General features: G+C 67.6%; 11 protein-coding genes and 1 pseudogene. 2 read left to right on the forward strand and 10 right to left on the reverse strand.

Features of this window, described 5'->3' with window-relative positions:
* Positions 1-32: 32 nt before the first annotated feature.
* The 6 genes from putA to P7644_RS09140 all read right to left on the reverse strand — a co-directional run bounded on the left by putA (position 33) and on the right by P7644_RS09140 (position 10,606).
* Positions 33-4,034 carry a trifunctional transcriptional regulator/proline dehydrogenase/L-glutamate gamma-semialdehyde dehydrogenase gene (gene putA, locus P7644_RS09115; RefSeq protein WP_404302931.1) on the reverse strand — a complete coding sequence of 1,334 codons (4,002 nt, stop codon included), beginning with the start codon at positions 4,032-4,034 and terminating at the stop codon, positions 33-35.
* A gap of 115 nt (positions 4,035-4,149) precedes the next feature.
* Positions 4,150-5,901 (reverse strand): ATP-binding protein, encoded by a 1,752-nt coding sequence (locus tag P7644_RS09120; RefSeq protein ID WP_404302932.1) that lies wholly within the window; start codon positions 5,899-5,901, stop codon positions 4,150-4,152.
* Positions 5,898-8,414: a PAS domain-containing protein gene (locus P7644_RS09125; RefSeq protein WP_404302934.1), complete on the reverse strand. Its 2,517-nt coding sequence runs from the start codon at positions 8,412-8,414 to the stop codon at positions 5,898-5,900. Before P7644_RS09125 ends, P7644_RS09120 begins: the two co-directional genes overlap by 4 nt.
* Before the next feature lie 20 nt (positions 8,415-8,434).
* Complete coding sequence (locus P7644_RS09130) at positions 8,435-9,268, reverse strand: ABC transporter substrate-binding protein (RefSeq protein ID WP_404302935.1); 834 nt, start codon at positions 9,266-9,268, stop codon at positions 8,435-8,437.
* Between the two features lie 187 nt (positions 9,269-9,455).
* Positions 9,456-10,223 (reverse strand): HD-GYP domain-containing protein, encoded by a 768-nt coding sequence (locus P7644_RS09135; protein WP_404302936.1) that lies wholly within the window; start codon positions 10,221-10,223, stop codon positions 9,456-9,458.
* The gene (locus P7644_RS09140) at positions 10,220-10,606 is read right to left on the reverse strand and encodes a response regulator transcription factor (protein WP_404302938.1); all 387 of its coding nucleotides are present in this window, start codon (positions 10,604-10,606) and stop codon (positions 10,220-10,222) included. Before P7644_RS09140 ends, P7644_RS09135 begins: the two co-directional genes overlap by 4 nt.
* Before the next feature lie 73 nt (positions 10,607-10,679).
* Here P7644_RS09140 and P7644_RS09145 point away from each other — a divergent pair, with 73 nt between their 5' ends.
* Complete coding sequence (locus P7644_RS09145) at positions 10,680-11,336, forward strand: response regulator (RefSeq protein ID WP_404302939.1); 657 nt, start codon at positions 10,680-10,682, stop codon at positions 11,334-11,336.
* Position 11,337: 1 nt separating this feature from the next.
* Entirely contained in the window at positions 11,338-12,096 is a 759-nt protein-coding gene (locus P7644_RS09150) for a response regulator (RefSeq protein ID WP_404302940.1), read from the forward strand.
* 42 nt (positions 12,097-12,138) lie between these two features.
* Here the strand turns inward: P7644_RS09150 and P7644_RS09155 are convergent, their stop codons facing one another.
* The 4 genes and pseudogenes from P7644_RS09155 to P7644_RS09170 all read right to left on the reverse strand — a co-directional run bounded on the left by P7644_RS09155 (position 12,139) and on the right by P7644_RS09170 (position 18,213).
* Positions 12,139-13,341, reverse strand: coding sequence for a diguanylate cyclase (locus P7644_RS09155; RefSeq protein ID WP_404302941.1), 1,203 nt, complete (start codon positions 13,339-13,341; stop codon positions 12,139-12,141).
* Entirely contained in the window at positions 13,308-15,011 is a 1,704-nt protein-coding gene (locus P7644_RS09160; protein ID WP_404302943.1) for a methyl-accepting chemotaxis protein, read from the reverse strand. Before P7644_RS09160 ends, P7644_RS09155 begins: the two co-directional genes overlap by 34 nt.
* Positions 15,012-15,498: 487 nt before the next feature.
* On the reverse strand, positions 15,499-17,223 hold the full coding sequence (locus P7644_RS09165) for a methyl-accepting chemotaxis protein (protein WP_404302944.1): 1,725 nt from the start codon (positions 17,221-17,223) through the stop codon (positions 15,499-15,501).
* 272 nt (positions 17,224-17,495) lie between these two features.
* Positions 17,496-18,213, reverse strand: a pseudogene (locus P7644_RS09170) (Crp/Fnr family transcriptional regulator).
* Between the last annotated feature and the right edge of the window lie 332 nt (positions 18,214-18,545).

Below are 18,545 nucleotides of genomic sequence, written 5' to 3' on the forward strand. Positions count from 1 at the left end.
CTCTTGTGGTGCTTTCCCGTTGTGCAGCCGTGTCAGGCCATGGTCATGAGCTGTGCGTTACCGCCCGCTGCCGCGGTGTTCGTGCTGATGGATTGCTCGTGCAGCAGGGCCGCCAGGTCATAGCCCTTGCCGGCCATCAGCTCGTCGCTGCTGCGGCTTTCCACGCGCACCAGGGCGCCCTCGCGGGCGGCCACCAGGGCGCTGATTTGCAGGAGCGCATCGCCATCGCCCTCGAACAACAGTGCGGCGATGGGGGCGCTGGCGTCCTGCAGGCTGGCGGCGTCGGCGCGCTGCAGCCAGGCGCTGCCTGCGTCGCCCAGGGCCTTGCTCAGCGCCTGCCAGGCGGCGGCGCAGCCCTGATCCTCCTGCGCCAGCAGCACATGGCAGGGGTTGCCGCTGGCCAGGGCCGCGGCCAGCTGGTGCACCAGGCCCAGCGGTGTACGCGGCAGCGCCCAGACGGGGCCGCGCGGCAGCAGGCGGTAGCGGTTGGCCTCGCCCGTGGGGCCGGGTAGCAGCCAGCTTGCACCCTGGCGCGCAGCCGAGAGCGCGGCGTCGCAGGCGGCGCGCGCCAGGGCGGCATCGACGCCGGGCAGCACCGTCTGCTGCAGCCGTGCCAGCAGTTCCAGCGTCGGCTCGGGCTGCGCGCCATCGGCGCGCGGCAGCGCGGCCAGGGCGGCGTTGGGCTCGCCCTGCACCAGGCGGTGCAGGTACAGCGGGCCGCCGGCCTTGGGGCCGGTGCCCGACAGGCCCATGCCGCCAAAGGGCTGCACGCCCACCACGGCGCCGATCACGTTGCGGTTGACGTAGATGTTGCCGGCCTGCACGCGCTCGCTCAGGTGCGCAATGGTCTCGTCGATGCGGCTGTGCACGCCAAAAGTGAGGCCATAGCCCGTGGCGTTGATGCCATCGACCAGGGCGTCGAGCTGCTCGCGCTGGAAGCGGATTACATGCAAAACCGGGCCGAAAACCTCACGGGTCAAGCGCGATGTGCTATCAATTTCAATAATTGCCGGAGCCACATAGTGGCCGTTCAGGGGCTCGGTGCCACCACGCTGCACGCGTGTGACCTTCTGGCCGGCGGCCTGCATGCGCTCGATATGCGCCTCGATCTGCGCGCGCGCCTGCTCGTCGATCACCGGGCCCACGTCGGTGCTCTGGCGGTCGGGGTTGCCCATGGACCATTCCTGCAGCGCGTCGCGCAGCATGGTGAGCGTGCGCTCGGCCACGTCTTCCTGCAGGCACAGCACGCGCAGGGCGGAGCAGCGCTGGCCGGCCGAGTCGAAGGCCGAGGCCAGCACGTCGGCCACCACCTGCTCGGCCAGGGCCGAGGAGTCCACGATCATGGCGTTCTGGCCGCCGGTTTCGGCGATCAGCGGAATCGGGTGGCCGTTCGCCGACAGGCGGCTGGCGAGCTGGCGCGCAATGATGCGCGCCACCTCGGTGGAGCCGGTGAACATCACGCCCGCGACCTGCGGGTGCGCCACCAAGGCCGCGCCCACGGTCTCGCCGCGGCCGGGCACGAGCTGCAGTGCGCCCTGGGGCACGCCGGCCTCGTGCAGGATCTGCACCATGGCCGCGGCCGTGAGCGGCGTCTGCTCGGCCGGCTTGGCCAGCACGGTGTTGCCGGCGGCCAGGGCCGCCGCCACCTGGCCGGCAAAAATGGCCAGCGGGAAGTTCCAGGGGCTGATGGCCAGCACCACGCCCAGTGGGCGCTGCGTGGCGTTGTCGAACTGCGTCGCCACCTGGACGCCGTAGTAGCGCAGGAAGTCCACGGCCTCGCGGATCTCGGCCACGGCGTTGGGCAGGGTCTTGCCGGCCTCGCGCATGATCAGGCCCATCAGCGGCTGGCTGCGCTGCTCCAGCAGGTCGGCGGCGCGCGCCAGCACGTCGGCACGCGCCGCCGGGGGCGTGCCGGCCCAGATGGGGGCGGCCTGCGCGGCGCGCTCGGCGGCGGCCTGCGTTTCTTCGGCAGTGGCCTCGCGCACCCAGCCGACGATGTCGCTCAGTTCGGCCGGGTTGCGCAGCGCCTGCCAGCCGGGTGCCTGGGCCGGGTTGGCGGGCAGCGTGACCTGAGGTGGCGCGGCCAGGTAGGTCTGGCGCGTGCTGTAGAGCAGGGCGGCGGCCAGCGAGGCGAGCTGCTGCTCGTGCGCCAGGTTCAGGCCCTGCGAGTTGGCGCGCGCCTGCCGGCCTTCGCCGGCAAACAAATCATGGGGCAGGGGAATGCGCGGGTGCGGTGCGCCCAGGCGCCCCTCCTGGCTGGCGATCTGCAGCACGTCCTGCACCGGGTCGGTGACGAGTTCGGCCACCGGCACGCTGGCGTCGCCGATGCGGTTCACGAACGAGGTGTTGGCGCCGTTTTCCAGCAGACGCCGCACCAGGTAGGCCAGCAGCGTCTCGTGGCTGCCCACGGGTGCATAGATGCGGCAGGGGCGCGCCAGCTTGCCTTCCGAACTGGGGCCGGTGACCTGCGCGTACAGCGGCTCGCCCATGCCGTGCAGGCACTGGAACTCATACTGGCCGCTGTAATAGCTGCCGCCCACGCTGGCGGCCAGCTGGTAGATGCTGGCCAGGGTCTGGGCGTTGTGCGTGGCAAATTGCGGGTAGATGGCGTCGGGCGCCTCCAGCAGTTTTCTGGCGCAGGCCAGGTAGCTCACGTCGGTATAGACCTTGCGTGTGTACACCGGGTAGCCGGCCAGGCCGTCCAGTTGCGCGCGCTTGATCTCGCTGTCCCAGTACGCGCCCTTGACCAGGCGAATCATCAGGCGGCGGCGGCTGCGGCGGGCCAGGTCGATCAAATAGTCGATGACCTGCGGGCAGCGCTTCTGGTAGGCCTGCACCACGAAGCCTATGCCGCTCCAGCCGCGCAGCGAAGGCGCGGCGCACAGCGCCTCCATCAGGTCCAGCGACAGCTCCAGGCGGTCGGCCTCCTCGGCGTCGATGTTCATGCCGATGTCGTACTGCTTGGCGAGTTCCGCCAGGTGCAGCACGCGCGGCAGCAGCTCGGCCATCACGCGGTCGTACTGGGCGCGCGAGTAGCGCGGGTGCAGGGCCGAGAGCTTGATGGAGATGCCCGGGCCTTCGAAGATGCCGCGCCCGGCGGATGCCGCGCCGATGGCGTGGATGGCCTGCTCGTAGTCGCGCAGGTAGCGCTGCGCATCGGCATCCGTGGCCGCGGCCTCGCCCAGCATGTCGTAGCTGTAGCGAAAGCCCTGCTGCTCGTACTTGCGGCTGTTGGCCAGGGCCTCGGCGATGTGCTGGCCGGTGACGAACTGCTCGCCCATGAGCTTCATGGCGCGGTGCACGCCCTGGCGGATCAGCGGCTCGCCGCCCTTGCCGATGACGCGCGTGAGCGCCGAAGACAGGCCCTTCTCGCTGTTGGTGGCTGTCAGCTTGCCCGTCAGCACCAGGCCCCAGGCGGCGGCATTCACGAACAGCGAGGGCGAGCGCCCGACATGCGAGCGCCAGTCGCCCTTGCTGATCTTGTCGCGGATCAGCGCGTCGCGCGTGGCCTTGTCGGGGATGCGCAAGAGCGCCTCGGCCAGGCACATCAGCGCCACGCCCTCCTGGCTGGAGAGCGAGAACTCCTGCACCAGAGCGGCCACGCCGCTGGTCACGGGCGCATCGCGCAGGCCCTGCACCAGGCGCGAGGCCAGTTCACGCACCTTGGCGGCCTGGGCCTCGTCCTGCGCGCGCGCCAGCGGCAGCAATGCCGGCAGGCATTCGGTCTCGGGCCTGTGCCAGGCGGCGGTGATGGCGGCGCGCAGCGGGGTTTGCGGCAGGATCGACTGGGCGAAGGCGAGGAAAGGTTGTGCCTCTTGCGCGGTGGCAGGTTGCACCTCGTCCTTGCCGTCTTCGGGAGCGCCTTCGCCTGCGCCAAAAATCCGGAGGGTGGTGGCGCCGCGCTCCAGTGCATCCACATATTGCAGCACGGCCTGCTTGATCAGCCAGTGCGGGGTGCGGTTCAGGTTCTGGGCGGCGTTGCGAATGCGCTCGCGCAGCAGGTCGTCGACCTTGATGCCAATGGTGGTGGACATGACGGAACTTCGGGAAGTATGTGAAAGGCGCAGGGGTGCAACCTGGAAGGCCGTCAATATCGTTTAATTTTTAAAAGGTTGCTATAGGGTTAACCCTTTATCCCGCCCTCGGGATTCAATGAAAAGTCCGCACACCCATTTCCGGTTGCGCCAGTGGCAGGGCGATGGTGAAGGTCGAACCCTGGCCGACCTGCGAGGCCACGCGCAGCTCACCGCCCAGCAGGCTGGCTAGCGCGCGTGACAGCGACAAGCCCAGGCCGGTGCCGCCATGCTGGTAGCTGATGCGCTCGTGACCCTGGCTGAATTTCTCGAAGATGCGCCCGAGCTGTTCGGGCGGTATGCCGCTGCCGGTGTCGCGCACGTGGATCAGCACCTGGCGGGCGTTGTCGGAGGGCTGGGCCTGCAGCAGCACCTGGCCTGCGCTGGTGAATTTGATGGCGTTGGACATCAGGTTGTGGATGATCTGACGCAGCTTCAGCCGGTCGGTGAGCAGCGTGGGCGGCAATGGTGGCGTCAGCTCCAGTTGCAGCGGCAGCCCCTTGGCCATGGCGCTGCCGCGAAACAGTTCGGTCACCTCGCGCAAAAGCGCCGACAGGTCTACCGGCTCGGGGTGCACGGTCATGGCGCCGGCTTCGATCTTGGCCAGATCCAGGATTTCGGTCAGCAGCACGTTCAGGTGCTCTGCGCCCTGGCGGATGTGACCGGCTTGCTCGCGCACCAGCGCGTCGCTGCTGCGCAGCTCCATCAGCTCGGCAAAGCCCCGGATGCTGGTCAAGGGCGTGCGCAGCTCGTGCGACATGGCCGCCAGGAACTCGCTCTTGGCCTGGTTGGCGCGCTGCGCCTGGGCTTCGCTGCGCGTCAGCGCCTGGTGGCTGCGCGCCAGCCGGCACACGCTGGCGACGAAGCCCAGCAGCAGCACGCTGACCAGCGCCGTCAGCACCAGCACCGCGTTGCGCGTGTCGCGCCAGGCCGAAAAGGCTTCCTCCTGCGAGGTGGCGCACAGAATAGCCAGCGGATAGGGGCCGACCCGGCTGAAGCCGTGGATGCGCAGTACGCCGTCCGATGAGGGCGCGACGAGCGCGCCCGTCGTCTGCTGCTGGATGGCATGGTGCAGCTGCCCGGGCAGGAGCCGGTCGGTTGGCACGCTGGCGCCGCCGATGACGCGCGCGCGGATGGTGCCGCCCAGTCCGCTGAGGATCACGCCGCCCTGGCTGCCCAACTGCACGCCTTGATAGACCTGCTCGAAATGGCTCTGGTTCAGCGAGGCCACGGCCACGCCCAGCGTGCGCCCGTCGCGGTCGGTGATGCGGCGCGACAACTGGATGGTCCATGTCCCCGAGACCTTGCCCTGCAGCGCCCGGCTGATGAACAGGCCGTTGTGCATCAGGCCGGCGCTGACCGGCACCTGGCCGCCGTCGGGGCGCAGGTGGACGCGGATGTGCTCGCGTTCCATCAGATCGACGTTGCGGCTGCGCGAGCCGTCCGGATCGAGGTTGCTGCCGACGAAGCGCCCGTCTGCGTCGACGAAGGATAGTTGCGTGAGGATGTGCGGCACCATGCCGGTCTCGTTGGCGATGCGCATCATGGCCAGGCCGCTGAAGCCATCCTCGCGTAGGCTGTCCTGCAGCTTGAACATCGCCTGATCGGCGGCATCCAGAATGCGCAGCGTGTGTTCCTTGAGCGCCAGGGCGGTGTTGGTGTTCTGGCGCATCTCGGCCTGCAGCGTCTCCTGCCACTGGCGGCCCAGCAGCACGGTGCTGCTGATCCAGGCCGTCAGCAGGAGGAAGGCACCAAGCACGGCGGCGATGACGCCGTAGCGTTGCGCCGAGTAGGGGCGGGCGGCAGATGGGAGGAAGGGCAGCTTCATTGCAGGGGAGCCGGCATGGTGTTGATGTGCTCGGCCGTGGGCAGGGTGATGTGGAACAGCGCGCCGTCGGGCGCCGGCGCGGCGGCGATGTGCCCGCCGTGTGACGCCATGATCTTGCGGCAGATGGTCAGACCCAGGCCGGTGCCGCCCGAGCCGTCGCGCGTCAGGCTCGATTGCTCGAAGGCCTGGAAGATGTTCTCGAGTTCGGCCGGGGGAATGCCCGGGCCGTGGTCGCGTACGCTCAGGCGGATGCTGATCGGGTCGGGCTGGCTGGCGTCCAGGTCGATCGCGCCGCCTGGCGGCGAGAACTTGATGGCGTTGGCCAGCACGTTGCGCAGCACCTGGGCGAAGCGCGCCGGGTCGATCTTGGCCTGCAGCGGCTCTGATCCCAGTTGCAGCCTCAGTTGCAGCTGCCTGCCCTGCAGTTGCGGCTGCAGCTCGGCGGCCACGGCCTCGGCGATGTCGCGCACGTCGTGGCGCTGGAAGTGGAAGGCGCCTATGTTGCTTTCGATTTTGGCCAAGTCCAGCAGGTCATTGACCAGGGCCAGCATGCGCTGGCCGGCGCCGTGAATGGTCTCGAACATGCCCGCCAGCTTGGCGTGCGCGCTGGCGCGGGCCACGCCCAGCTCGGAAAACCCCAGGATGGACTGCAGCGGCGTGCGTAGCTCGTGGCTGATGTTGGCGACGAACTCGCGCTGGGTGTGCGCGGCGCGCTGGGCCAGGGTGCACGCCGCCAGGAAGTCAGTGATGTCCATCTTGACCACTAGCACTCCGCTGGGCTTGCCGCTGGGCGCGCGCAGGCAGACCTTGGTCACCTGCACGTGGCGCGCGCTGCCGTCCGGGCGCTGCAGGCGCTCCTGGTAGCGCACCGGCTCGCCGGTGTGCAGCAGTTCGTCGTTGTGTGCGTCCCAGGCCTGGGCTTCCTGCAGCGGCAGGAAATCCACGCTGCGCAGCCCCAGCACCTGTTCGCGGCGCAGGCCCATCAACTCCTCCCAGGCCGGGTTGATGGACAGGAAGCGTCCCTGCATGTCCACCAGCCCGATGGGCAGTGGATTGGCGTCGAGCAACTGGCGCGTCAGGTCGAGCTGCTCGTGCAGACGCTGCTGCGCGGCCAGCAGAGCCGTCACATCCATCGCGCTGCCGGCGAAGCCGCGCAGCCGCCCGGCGCGGTCGCGCAGTGGTACCACCGAGATGTCCAGCGTGCGCGTTTCGCCCCCAGGCCCGGGGACCAGAGCCTGCGCGGTGCGTACGCCCTCGGCCGCGCTGCCCGGTCTGAACAGCGCTGCCACCGCCTCGCGCGAGTCGGGCAGCACCACCTCGTGCAACTGGCGCCCGCGCGCCAGCTCGGGCGGCTGCTGCGCCAGCTCCTGCCAGCGGGCGTTGACCAGGCGGATGGCGCCGTGCGCGTCGGTGCGGAAAATCAGCTCCTGCACACTCTTGAACAGCAGCGACAACTCCTGCTCGCGCCGCGCCGTGGCGTGCACGGCCTCGTCGCGCTCGCGCTGCGCCTGCTCGCGTGCCCGGGCGTTACGCCAGGCGATGGTGGTCATGGCGGCCAGCAGCAGCAGGCCCAGTGCCATGAACGCGAGTGGCCCGCGCAACTGGTGCCGCCAATGCTGCACGGTGGCGGCATAGGGCTGCTCGACCACGCTGACCAGCGGATGGCTGGCGGCGCGGCGCCAGGCCAGCAGGCTGTCCCCGTGCGGCGTGGGCAGCGGGCCCAGGCGGCCCTTGTGGGACGGGGGCTGGGTGAACAGCGGGTGCAGGCGCAGGTTGGTGCCCAAGGGCTGCGGGGTGTCGCCGGCCTGGCTGAGCAGAGTGCCGTCCTCCAGCAGCAGCAGCGCCTGGGTGCCGGGCGGGCTGGCGTCCAGCAGTTGGCGCTGGTAGATGGCCAGGGCGTCGGGGTTGAGCAGCGCCAGCAGCAGCACCGGCTGGCCCTGCGCCGTGCGCGCGCCACGCGCCAGCGGGATGAAGCCGGCACCCGCCGCGGGCGAGGATGGTGCGCGCCGGGCGTACTCGGACAGGCTGCGGCCGGGCGCCCAGGGGGCGACCAGCATGCGCTCGTCCGCCACGCCCGCCGGTAGCAGGCGCTGCAGGTCGATGCGCACAGCCTCGGCCGCGGGGGTCGAGGCCAGCACGTTGCCTTTCAAGTCCAGAAGCGCCAGGCTGCGCACGTAGGGCAGGCTTTGCAGGTGGTAGTCCAGCAGCGTCTCCCAGCGTTCCAGCGTGAGCGCGCTTTGCTGCAGACCGTGCGCCAGGCTGTCCAGGGCCAGGCGGCTGGAGTCGAAGACCTGGCTGGCCTGAGCGTCCAGCACGTCGGCCAGCAGTTGCAGGTGCTGGCTGTCGCGCTGGCGCGCGTGCTCCAGCTCACGCCACACCAGCGCCAGCGCGCTGCCCAGGATGGCCAGCAGCAGCGCCAGTCCGCCGGCGAGCACGCGGCTGCTGGCCTGGTGCAGCAGGCCGGCGCGGGGCCGCGTGGCGGTGGCCGGGGGTGGGGTGTCGTGTGGGGACATGCGGAATTTTTTTCAACCTCTCAGCGTGCCAACATGCCTTCCAGGCCGTGGCGGCGCGCGGCGGCCCGCAGCCGGCCGTCCTGGCGGATGCGTGTGACGAAGGCATCCAGCGTCGCCATCCACTGTGCGTCGCCGGGCCGCACGGCGTAGGCGTAGGGTAAGGGGAAGAAGGACTGGGGCGGGGCCAGCAGCGTGGCCCAGTCGGCGCTGGCCAGCAGGTGCTGGCCATAGGGATAGTCGGTCATGAAGACGTCGATGCGCCCGGCCAGCAGCTCGCGCTCGCGCGTGTGCGGCGGCGCGACCACGGCCAGCGTCGCCTGGCGCAGGCGCTCGCGCATGGCGCTTTCCATGAAGGTGCCGGCCTGCACGCCGACCACCACGCCGCTCTGGTCGATGTCGCTCCACTGGCGCACCAGGCGGCTGGTGCGGGTGGTGATGGCGTGGATGTCGCCCTGCAGGTAGGGCGCGGTGAAGGCGAGTTTTTCCATGCGTTGGGGCAGCATGGCTACGCCGAACATGGCCACGTCGCAGCGCCCGTGCAGCAGATCGGGCACCAGGTCGGGAAAGGACGAATCGATGAATTGCAGCGTCATGTGCAGCTCGCCCGCCAGGGCGCGTGCCATGTCGATGTCCAGCCCCTGGAGCTGTCCGGTGCGCGGGTCGCGCCAGGTGATGCCCTGGTACTGCGGCCAGATGCATACGCGCACGGCGCCGCTGGCCTGGACGCGGTCTTGCACCTCGCCGGCCTGCGCGGGCGCGCCGGGTATGGCCAGGCCGGCCGGCAGAGCCGCCAGGGCCACGGCAAAGCGCAGCAGGCGCCGCCAGCGTATCGAAAGAGGAGTGCGTTTACTCATTTTTATAGCTGTTCACGCTTACTGCGTAATGGTTTGAATGTGTTTTTACCTGAGTAGCAACATATCTCAGACGCCTTCACTGCGCATCGTCATTCCCGCGAAGGCGGGAATCCATGGCTCCCTGCAAAGGCTGGATGCCCGCCTACGCGGGCATGACGGTACTTTCTGAGGCAATCAGATGTTTTTATTAAAAAATGGGCGACTTGGCATGCACCAGATCAGTGAAGTTCATGCGGCATTCGGTGACGCTCAGGTGCAGAGCGAACAGCTCGTCGCTGCGCTGCATGAAACAGTCCACGATGGCCGGGTCGAACGCCTTGCCGCGCAGCTCCAGCATCATCTGCAGCGCCTGCTCGTGGCTGAAGGCCTTGCGATAGACCCGGTCCATGGTCAGCGCATCATAGAAATCCACCACGCTCACGATGCGCCCGGACAGAGGGATGTCCTCGCCCGCCAGGCCCCGCGGGTAGCCCGTGCCGTCCCAGCGCTCGTGGTGCGTCAGCGCGACCTCCGCGCCGAGCTGGAACAGCGCGACGCGCGACTTGCCCAGGATGTCGGCACCGATCTGGGCATGGCGGTTCATCACCGGACGCTCTTCGGGAGTCAGGGCGCCGGGCTTTTTCAGGATGCTGTCGGGCGTGCCAATCTTGCCCACGTCATGCATGGGCGCGGCCTTGCGCAGCATCAGTGCGTAGTCGCGGCTCTGGCCCAGGTACAGCGCCAGGGCCTCGGCCAGGAAGCCGATGCGCACGATGTGGGTGCCGGTGTCGTCGTCTTTGTATTCGGCGGCCATCGCCAGCAGGAACAGCGCCTCATGATGCGCATGCACCACTTCCTGCAACGCCTCGTTGCGCTCCTGGTACATGCGCCCCAGGTCGGTGATCAGGGCCTGCATCTGGCGCGCGGCCGCGTCGTCGAACTGTGTGGCCTCGGGGGCCTGGGCGGTGCTGCTCATGCGCCTGCGCCAGGCAGCAGGTCCATGCCCTGGATGGTCTGTATCAGTTGCAGCGGGCTGAAGGGCTTGAGCAGGTAGGCGTCGGCGCCGGAGTTCATGCCGGCCTCCACGTCCTGGCCCTGTCCACGCGCGGTCAGCAGCACCACCTTGGGCTGGCCCAGGCTGGCGTCGCTCTTGACCAGGCGGCACAGGGCAAGTCCGTCCATCTCGCCGGGCATCATGATGTCCAGCAGCAGCAGGTGGGGACGCAGCTGGCGCACGGCCTGCAGGCCAGCGTCGGCATTGGGCGCTTCGTGGATGTCATAGTCCTCGAACTCCAGCGTCATGCGGATCAGCTTGCGGATGTCCGCGTGGTCTTCGACGATCAGGATGCGTGCTTGCATGATCGAACAGGGTTGGTTGCAGATTTTTACGATATTATCATATATATCATTTAAGAGGCGATAAAATACTCAAATGAACGAAATATCCCTGGAGGGCCTCGCCGAGGAATGCAGCACGCGTGACGTGGCGCGGGCGCTGGGGCTGGCCGTGCGCTCGGTGCAGCTCATGGTGGACCGGGGCGAGTTGCAGGCCTGGAAGACCCCGGGCGGACACCGACGCATCGAGCGCGACTCCGTGCTGCGCTGGCTGCGCCAGCGGCGCGAACAGCCCGCGGGCGCGTCTGTCCCGCCCGAGCACCCGCAGCCCACGCCATCCCCGGCGCCCGACCCGGCGCCCGACCCGGCGGTAGTGCCGCGCCGCCCGCGCGTGCTGCTGATCGAGGATTCGACGCATTTCCAGAACCTGGTGCGCCTGCTGATGGAGCATCACTTCCCCCAGGTCGAGCTGCACGTGGCCGGCGACGGCATCGTCGGCTTGGCCATGGCCGGCGAGCTGCGCCCCGACGTGCTGCTGGTGGATCTGCTGCTGCCGGGCATCGACGGCGCGACGCTGGTGGCGCGGCTGCACTCGCACCCGCTGTTCCAGTGCAGCCGGCTGATCGTCGTCACCTCGCTGGACGAGCAGCAGCGCAGCGCCTACGCCTTCGCCCTGGCCGGCCTGCCGGTGGTGCACAAGCCGCGCCTGGTGCAGGAGCTGCCCGCCCTGTTGGCGCAGATGCTGCATGTCTGAAATGCCAAAACCGCCAGAACTGCCGTGCGTGCTGTTGCTGGAGGACGACGCGGCGGTGCGCCGCTTCATCGAGCTGGCGCTGTACGGCCTGCCCCTGGAGCTGCAGGCCTGCGCCCGCCTGACCGAGGCGCGCGCCTTGCTGGCGCGTACGCCGGTGCAACTGGTGCTGGCTGACCTGCATCTACCCGACGGCTCGGGCCTGGAGATGCTGGACGAGTTGCGCGCGCAGGGCCAGCACTGCCCGCTGGTGGTGATCAGCGGTGCGGTCGATGACGGCGTGCGCCGGCAGTTGCTCGCCCGGGGTGTTGCGCAGGTGCTGCCCAAGCCGGTGGCGGTGGACAGCCTGGTGGCCGCAGTGCGGCTGGCGCTGGCCGGCACGCAGGCGCTGGAGGCCCCCGCGTCTGGTGCAGCGCCGGCGCCGGCGCCGGCCACGCCCGAGCCGACCATCGACGCGCTGGGCGAGTTCTTTGCCGGCCAGCAAGCGCTGTACGATGCCTGGCGCGCCACCAGCCTGCCGCAGCTGCCGCGCGACCTGGCCGAGGGCGACGCCGCTGCGCGCGCCGGCGACGCCCCGGCGCTGCGCCGGGTGGCGCATAACCTCAAGACCGCGCTGACCATGTTCGGCCAGGGCCATGCGGCGCAGCTTGCGCGCGCCACCGAGGAGCACGCAGCCCAAGGTGCGCAGGAGGCGATGCAGTTGCACTGGCAGCGCCTGCGCCAGCAGGTGCGCGCCTGGCTGGCGCAGCAGCCCCGCACCTGAAGCGCCGCTGTGTCAAGGCTCGCGACTTTAAGTTAATTCAGCTTATACGCTTACCTGACAAGCGTTAGTAGCTACTAAAATAGTAGCGTCAATGGGCGAGCCGAACTCCACCCGGTTGCGCCCGTCGTTTTTCGCCTGGTACAGCGCCCGGTCGGCGGTGCCGATCAGGCTGTCGATACCGGCTGGGTTGCCCGGCTCCAGAGTGTGCCCGCCGATGCTCACCGACAGGGGCAGGCGCTGGCCGTCGGCAGTGGTGAAGGTGCAGTCCTGCACGGCGGTGCGCAGCCGCTCGGCCAGAGCCCGTGCGCCGGCGGCGTCGGTGGCCGGCAGCAGGGCGATGAATTCCTCGCCGCCCCAGCGTCCGGCAATGTCCTGCGTGCGCAGCCAGCCGCGCAGGCACTGGGCGATCGCGCGCAGCACCCGGTCGCCCTCGAGGTGGCCGTGCCGGTCGTTGATGTGCTTGAAGTGATCCATGTCCAGCAGCAGCAGCGATAGCGGCATGGCGGTGCGCCGCGTCAGTGCCAGGTGCTGCGCCAGCGCCTGCTGCATGTGGCGGCGGTTGTGCAGGCCGGTCAGCGCGTCGGTGAAGGCCAGCTCGTGGTTGCGGGCATCGGCCCGCTCCTTGACCATGATCACGTAGCCGAAGCTGGCCAGCATCATGGACACCGCGACCAGGCCGAAGGTCAGCGTTTGCAGCGGGTGCGGATCGACCATGCTTTGCACGTTCATGCCGCCCCCGAGCGTGACCCCGGCGCGTAGCGCCAGGCCCAGGCCGGGCAGGGCCAGGCCGGCCAGCACGAAGGCCTTGCCGCGCCCCGGCGTGCGGTCCCAGTCCTGGAGCATGGCGCGGACGATTTGCAGCAGTTGCGCCAGGATCAGCAGGGCCAGCAGCACCACCCTAGCCTCCATGCGCTCGCGCAGCAGGCCGAAGGCCACGGCCGCCAGCGCCACCGGCAGCCAGATGCGCAGGCGCGGGACAGGGCGCTGCAGGAACTGGTACAGCCCCTCTTGCACCAGCGCCATGCCGCTGAGCAGCAAGACGTTGGCCAGCACCATCGAGATCCAGGCGTCGGCCTGCCCGCGCAGCAGGATCAGCACGTAGGCCAGGCTGTGCGCGCTCAGGCCCAGGCCCCAGTGGAACAGCCCGTCGCCGCGCCCCCGGCGCGCCACCAGGCCCAGGCACAGGGCCAGGGTGGCGGTGATCAGAATGTTCACCAGCAGTAAGGTCGGAACATGCGCGGACATAGCTGGTTCAGAAGTTCTCCCACTCGTCGTCGGCGCTGGAGGTCAGCGCCAGGTGCGCGGCTGGGGATTCGGTAGAGGATGCGGCGGGCCGAGGCGGCAGGCCTTGGCAGGCGCTGCGCGCCGGTGCCGGAACGCTTGGGCGCAGACACGGCGGGCGCGGGCACGGCGCGAGCTGGGGCTGGCGCCTGCCCGCCGATTTGGAACACTGCCACCGTGCCCACCAGTTCCTGTGCCTGTGCGTTCAGGCTGGCGGCGGCGGCGGCCATTTCCTCGACCAGCGCGGCGTTTTGCTGCGTCACCTGATCCATTTGGGTGATGGCTTCGTTGACCTGCTCGACGCCCTGGCTTTGTTCGCTGCTGGCGGCGCTGATCTCGCCCATCAGGCCGGTCACCTGCTGGATGGAGCGCACCACCTCGGCCATGGTCTGACCGGTGTGGTCGGCCAGGGTGCTGCCGGCCTGCACGCGCTCGGCGCTGGCCTGGATCAGCGTCTTGATCTCGCGTGCCGCCTCGGCGCTGCGCCCGGCCAGGGCGCGCACCTCGGAAGCGACCACGGCAAAGCCCCGGCCTTGCTCGCCGGCGCGCGCCGCCTCGACGGCGGCGTTCAGCGCCAGGATGTTGGTCTGGAAGGCGATGGAGTCGATCACGCCGATGATGTCGGCGATGCGCGCCGAGCTGTCATTGATCTCGCGCATGGTGCGCACGAGGCTGGCCACGTTCTCGCCGCCCTGCGCGGTCACCGTGCTGGCGCTTTGCGCGAGCTGGTTGGCGGTGCGCGCGTTGTCGGCGTTCTGGCGCACGGTGGAGTTGAGCTGCTCCATGGATGCGGCGGTCTGCTGCAGCGCGCTGGCCGTGGCCACGCCTTCCGAGCCCGTGCGCACCTTGTCGACTACATTGGTCAGGCCTTCCTGCATGCGCTTGAGGGCCTGCAGCAGCTTTGCGGCTTCATCGGAGCCGCTGGTGTCGATGGGGTGGGTCAGTTCGCCCGCAGCGACGGCATGGGCGATGTTGACGGCCTGGGCCACAGGGCGTGTGATGGAGCGGATGGTCCACAGCCCCATGGCCAGCGCAGCAGCCAGTGCCAGCGCGGTGGCCGCGCCGACCGTCCACTGGAGGCTGTTGACCGCGCTGGCGGCATTCTCGACGGAGGCGTCCATCAGGTTTTTCTGGGACTTGATCAGCCCGGCCAGCGCCTCGTAGTCGGTGGTGCGCACGGCCGGAATCTCGTTGAGCAAAATCGTACGGGCTTCGTCCGTGTGCCCCGCCTTGACGGCATCGATGAAGCGGTTCTGCAGTGCGATGTACTGCGTGCGTGGGCCCCTGAACCTCTCCAGGGCCGCCTTGCCGGCCTCTGGCCTGATCTGCGCCTGCATCTCGTCCAGGTGTTCGGCGATGTGCTTGCGCGTCGCATGGATGGTGGCGATCCGCTGTTCAATGCTGGCGGCGTCCTGGTTAACCAGCATGCTGAAAAGCGCCACTTCATTGCCGGCCAGCAGGTCCTTGCTGATGTTCAGTTTTTCGACCTTGGGGTATTTGTCATGCACCACGTCGCGGAAGTCTTTGTGCACGACGGCGGCCTGGAGCAGCGACACGACGCCTATCAGGATGATCACCAAGGCCATCACGCCAAAGCCCAAGGCTAGGCGTGTGCCGATTTTGAGGTGATTCATGGACATGGAGGGGCTCGTGGAGGTGTTATTTGACGGCTCAAGTAGTGATATCTGTTGATTCGCCTGGTCGTAGCGTGCAATGTCCAAACTCGTCATCTCCGTGTAGGCGGGGATCCAAGTACCACCACCCAGGCAGTTGCTTCGTCACTGCGGTGGAACCCCGCCTACGCGTGGATGGCAGGGATCAACAGGCATCGCTACTTGATATCAAAATTGTATCAATTAAATCAAATTTTTGCGAAATGTTTCATTTCAACTCGTGCAAAAATAGTGAATAACACTATGTTTTCGAATGGTGTGCTACATAAGTAATAGCTTTTTATGCTTGCATAAAAAGGTGAAGAGATTGTTTTTGCAAAACATGAAAAAACACTCTGATACATGCATGCGTAAGAGCGGCGGTGGCATTGTGCGGACGCAGAAATGAAAAAACCACCTGCAGGTGGTTCGAGGTGGGTTGCCGCGCAAGCGGGGGGCTTGCGGCGTATCAGAAGCTTTCCCAGTCGTCGCCGTGCGCGGCGGTTGGGGCGAGCCGCTTGGCCGCCGGACGGGGCAGGGGGGCGCTGGCCTTGGGCCGCGGCGAGCTGGCCACCGGAGGCGCTGCCTTGGCACGCAGTGGGGCTGCAGCGGGGGGCGTGCGCTGCTTGGCATGGTGCTGGTGGCCCAAATTGAAAATAGCCACGGTGTTCACCAGTTCCTGCGCCTGGCTGTTCAGGCTGCCTGCGGCGGCGGCCATTTCTTCCACCAGGGCGGCATTTTGTTGCGTCACCTGGTCCATCTGCGTGACGGCCTCGCCGACCTGATGCACCCCGGCGCTTTGCTCGCTGCTGGCGGCGCTGATCTCACCCATGATGTCGGTCACGCGCTGGATGGCCTGCACCACGTCGGCCATGGTCTGGCCGGCGCGGTCCACCAGGGCCGAGCCTGCCTCCACGCGCTCCACGCTGCTGCCGATCAGGCCCTTGATTTCGCGCGCTGCCTCGGCGCTGCGCCCGGCCAGGCTGCGCACCTCGGAGGCCACCACCGCAAAGCCCCGGCCCTGCTCGCCAGCGCGGGCGGCCTCGACGGCGGCGTTCAGCGCCAGGATGTTGGTCTGAAAGGCAATGCCGTCGATCACGCCGATGATGTCGGCGATCTTGCGCGAGCTGTCGTTGATGTCCTTCATGGTGCGCACCACATCCTGCACCACCTCGCCGCCCTGGGAGGCCACGGTGGAGGCGCTTTGCGCCAGCTGGTTGGCCTGGCTGGCATTGTCGGCGTTCTGGCGCACGGTGGAGTTGAGCTGCTCCATGGATGCTGCGGTCTGCTGTAGGGCGCTGGCCTGGTTCTCGGTGCGGGCCGAGAGGTCCTGGTTGCCCTGTGCAATCTGCTCGCTGGCCGTGGCCACGCCTTCTGAGCCCTGGCGCACGGCGGACACCACCGTCACCAGCTTCTGTTGCATGCTGGCCAGAGTGCGCAGCAGCACGCTGATCTCGTCCCTGCCCTTGACGTGGATGGGAATCGCCAGGTTGCCCTGGGCCATGGCGTCAAGCACTTTGACGGCTCGGTTCACACCCCGCACGATGGAAGTCGAGATCACGTAGGCGATCCAGCCCACTAGCAGCAGCACGGCGACTAGCGCCAGCACTACCTTGCCGATGTTGAGTAGGAATTCGGTGCGCAGATCGTCGATGTACAGGCCCGACGCGACCACCCAGCCCCAGGGCGCGAAGCCCTGCGCGTAGGAGGTCTTGCCCACTGGTTCATCGTGCCCGGGTTTGGGCCAGAGGTATTCGAAGAAGCCCTTGGCCTCGGGGCTGCGCCCGATCCGGGCCGCTTCCATGGTCACTAGCAGGCCGTTCGGGTCGCGTATCGTGTCGCCGCCCTTGCCTTGCAATTCAGGCTTGATGGGGTGCATCACCATCGTGCCTTGCAGGTCGTTGATCCAGAAATATTCGTTGTTGCCGTAGCGCATCTTCGCGATGGCAGCGCGCGCCTGCGCCTGCGCCTGCTCGCGCGGCAGGCGGCCGTCGGCCTCCTGCTGCTGCGCCCAGGCCAGTACGCCGCTGGCCGTCTCCACGGCGTGGCGCACCTGCGACTGGCGGTCCAGCAGGCTTTGTTGGTATTGCTGATAGACCAGGAATAAGGCAACGAGAAACAGCCCGGTCATGTTCACCAGGGTCAGGATGCTGAGCTTGGCGCGCATGGAGACTTGATTCAGCCAGTGATGCATTCTTGGTGTCCTTGGGTTGATGCCGTGTGGGGCGCGTAAAAATGATAAAAATAAATAGCCTTAAATCTTCTATTGGTTTTCGGCGGGTGTCAAATGTATTGTTTTTTCAGGTGTCTCGTCCGAGACAGCTGCCCGCCCCATCATTGAGTGCCTGCCTTCAAAGTGTTTTCATCTCCTGATGCCATTTGGCGAAGGGGATGGGGCGGATGCCGATGAAATGCTTGAATTGGCTTATGGGATAACTGGCTTGAAAACGGTGACGGTGGGTAGGTTCAGGCAGCGGTCCTGGCGATGCGCAGCAGGGTGTCGCGGTCGCGGACCGCCAGGCCGCCGGGCTCGATGCGGATGGCGTGTTCGCGCTCCATGGCCTTGAGTTCCTGGTTCACGCGCTGGCGCGATGCGCCCAGCAGCTGGGCCAGTTCTTCCTGGGCCCGTTGCAGGCCGATGCGGATCTCGTTGCCTTCCTGCAGGCTGGGCACGCCGTAGCTGCGCACCAGGTGCAGCAGCTGCTTGGCCAGGCGCGCGCAGGGGCAGGGTGTTCAGGTCTTCCACCAGTCCGAACAGCTGGCGTATGCGCTGCGCCTGCAGGCGCAGCATGGCCTCGTAGAGCTCGGTGTGCTGGGCCAGGATTTTCTTGAAGTCCGCACGCGAGACACTCAGCACGGTGGTGTCGCCATGGGCATAGGTGCCGTGTGTGCGCCGGTTGCTGTCGAAGAGGGCTACGTCGCCGAGCCAGATGCCCGGCTCCACATAGGTCAGCGTGATCTGCTTGCCCGACAGCGACGTGGAACTCACGCGCACCGCGTCGCGCGCGCAGCCGATCCAGCCGTCAGTCTGGTCGCCGCGCGCCGCCATGAGCGCGCCTTCCTTGTAGCGTTTCACCGTGGCGCAGCGCAGTATGTCGTGACGCAGGGAGGGGGAGAGGGTGGAAAACCAGCGACCGCTGTTGATCGCCTCGCGTTCCTCGATGACAAGAATGGGCTCGTCCATGGCCTGTCGTTTGCATGACGGGGATGGCGGTCATTGTCGCGCCGGGCGCAGGCGTGGCGATGCCGGGCGGTCGCATGGGTGTCCCATCGCCCGGATGGGTGCGGGATAAGGCGCGGGGCCAGGCTGGTCCTTCTCTTTAATTCTGATTGAAAATGGGCCATAACACTTGTTGGTAAAGCGTTTGCAGCTATTGTTTTAGTGGTTTTCTTGCGTTGGTTGTAAGTCCCGAAAAGTCCCTTAAAGTCCTTATGGGTTTATGTCAGAATCAATCAACATTCAGAAACCATTGTGAATATGCGTAAGGTTCTCGTGAGCGCTTGCTTATGCACCGC

This window comes from Alicycliphilus denitrificans, assembly GCF_044792555.1.
GTDB classification, from domain to species: Bacteria; Pseudomonadota; Gammaproteobacteria; order Burkholderiales; family Burkholderiaceae_C; genus Alicycliphilus; species Alicycliphilus denitrificans_A.

Bases quoted from the DNA above. Each gene is read 5' to 3' on its own strand.
- P7644_RS09160 (WP_404302943.1), bottom strand. From the start codon at position 15,011: ATGAATCACCTCAAAATCGGCACACGCCTAGCCTTGGGCTTTGGCGTG.
- P7644_RS09125 (WP_404302934.1), bottom strand. From the start codon at position 8,414: ATGTCCCCACACGACACCCCACCCCCGGCCACCGCCACGCGGCCCCGC.
- P7644_RS09145 (WP_404302939.1), top strand. From the start codon at position 10,680: ATGAACGAAATATCCCTGGAGGGCCTCGCCGAGGAATGCAGCACGCGT.
- P7644_RS09130 (WP_404302935.1), bottom strand. From the start codon at position 9,268: ATGAGTAAACGCACTCCTCTTTCGATACGCTGGCGGCGCCTGCTGCGC.
- P7644_RS09120 (WP_404302932.1), bottom strand. From the start codon at position 5,901: ATGAAGCTGCCCTTCCTCCCATCTGCCGCCCGCCCCTACTCGGCGCAA.
- P7644_RS09155 (WP_404302941.1), bottom strand. From the start codon at position 13,341: ATGTCCGCGCATGTTCCGACCTTACTGCTGGTGAACATTCTGATCACC.
- P7644_RS09150 (WP_404302940.1), top strand. From the start codon at position 11,338: ATGCCAAAACCGCCAGAACTGCCGTGCGTGCTGTTGCTGGAGGACGAC.
- putA (WP_404302931.1), bottom strand. From the start codon at position 4,034: ATGTCCACCACCATTGGCATCAAGGTCGACGACCTGCTGCGCGAGCGC.
- P7644_RS09165 (WP_404302944.1), bottom strand. From the start codon at position 17,223: ATGCATCACTGGCTGAATCAAGTCTCCATGCGCGCCAAGCTCAGCATC.
- P7644_RS09135 (WP_404302936.1), bottom strand. From the start codon at position 10,223: ATGAGCAGCACCGCCCAGGCCCCCGAGGCCACACAGTTCGACGACGCG.
- P7644_RS09140 (WP_404302938.1), bottom strand. From the start codon at position 10,606: ATGCAAGCACGCATCCTGATCGTCGAAGACCACGCGGACATCCGCAAG.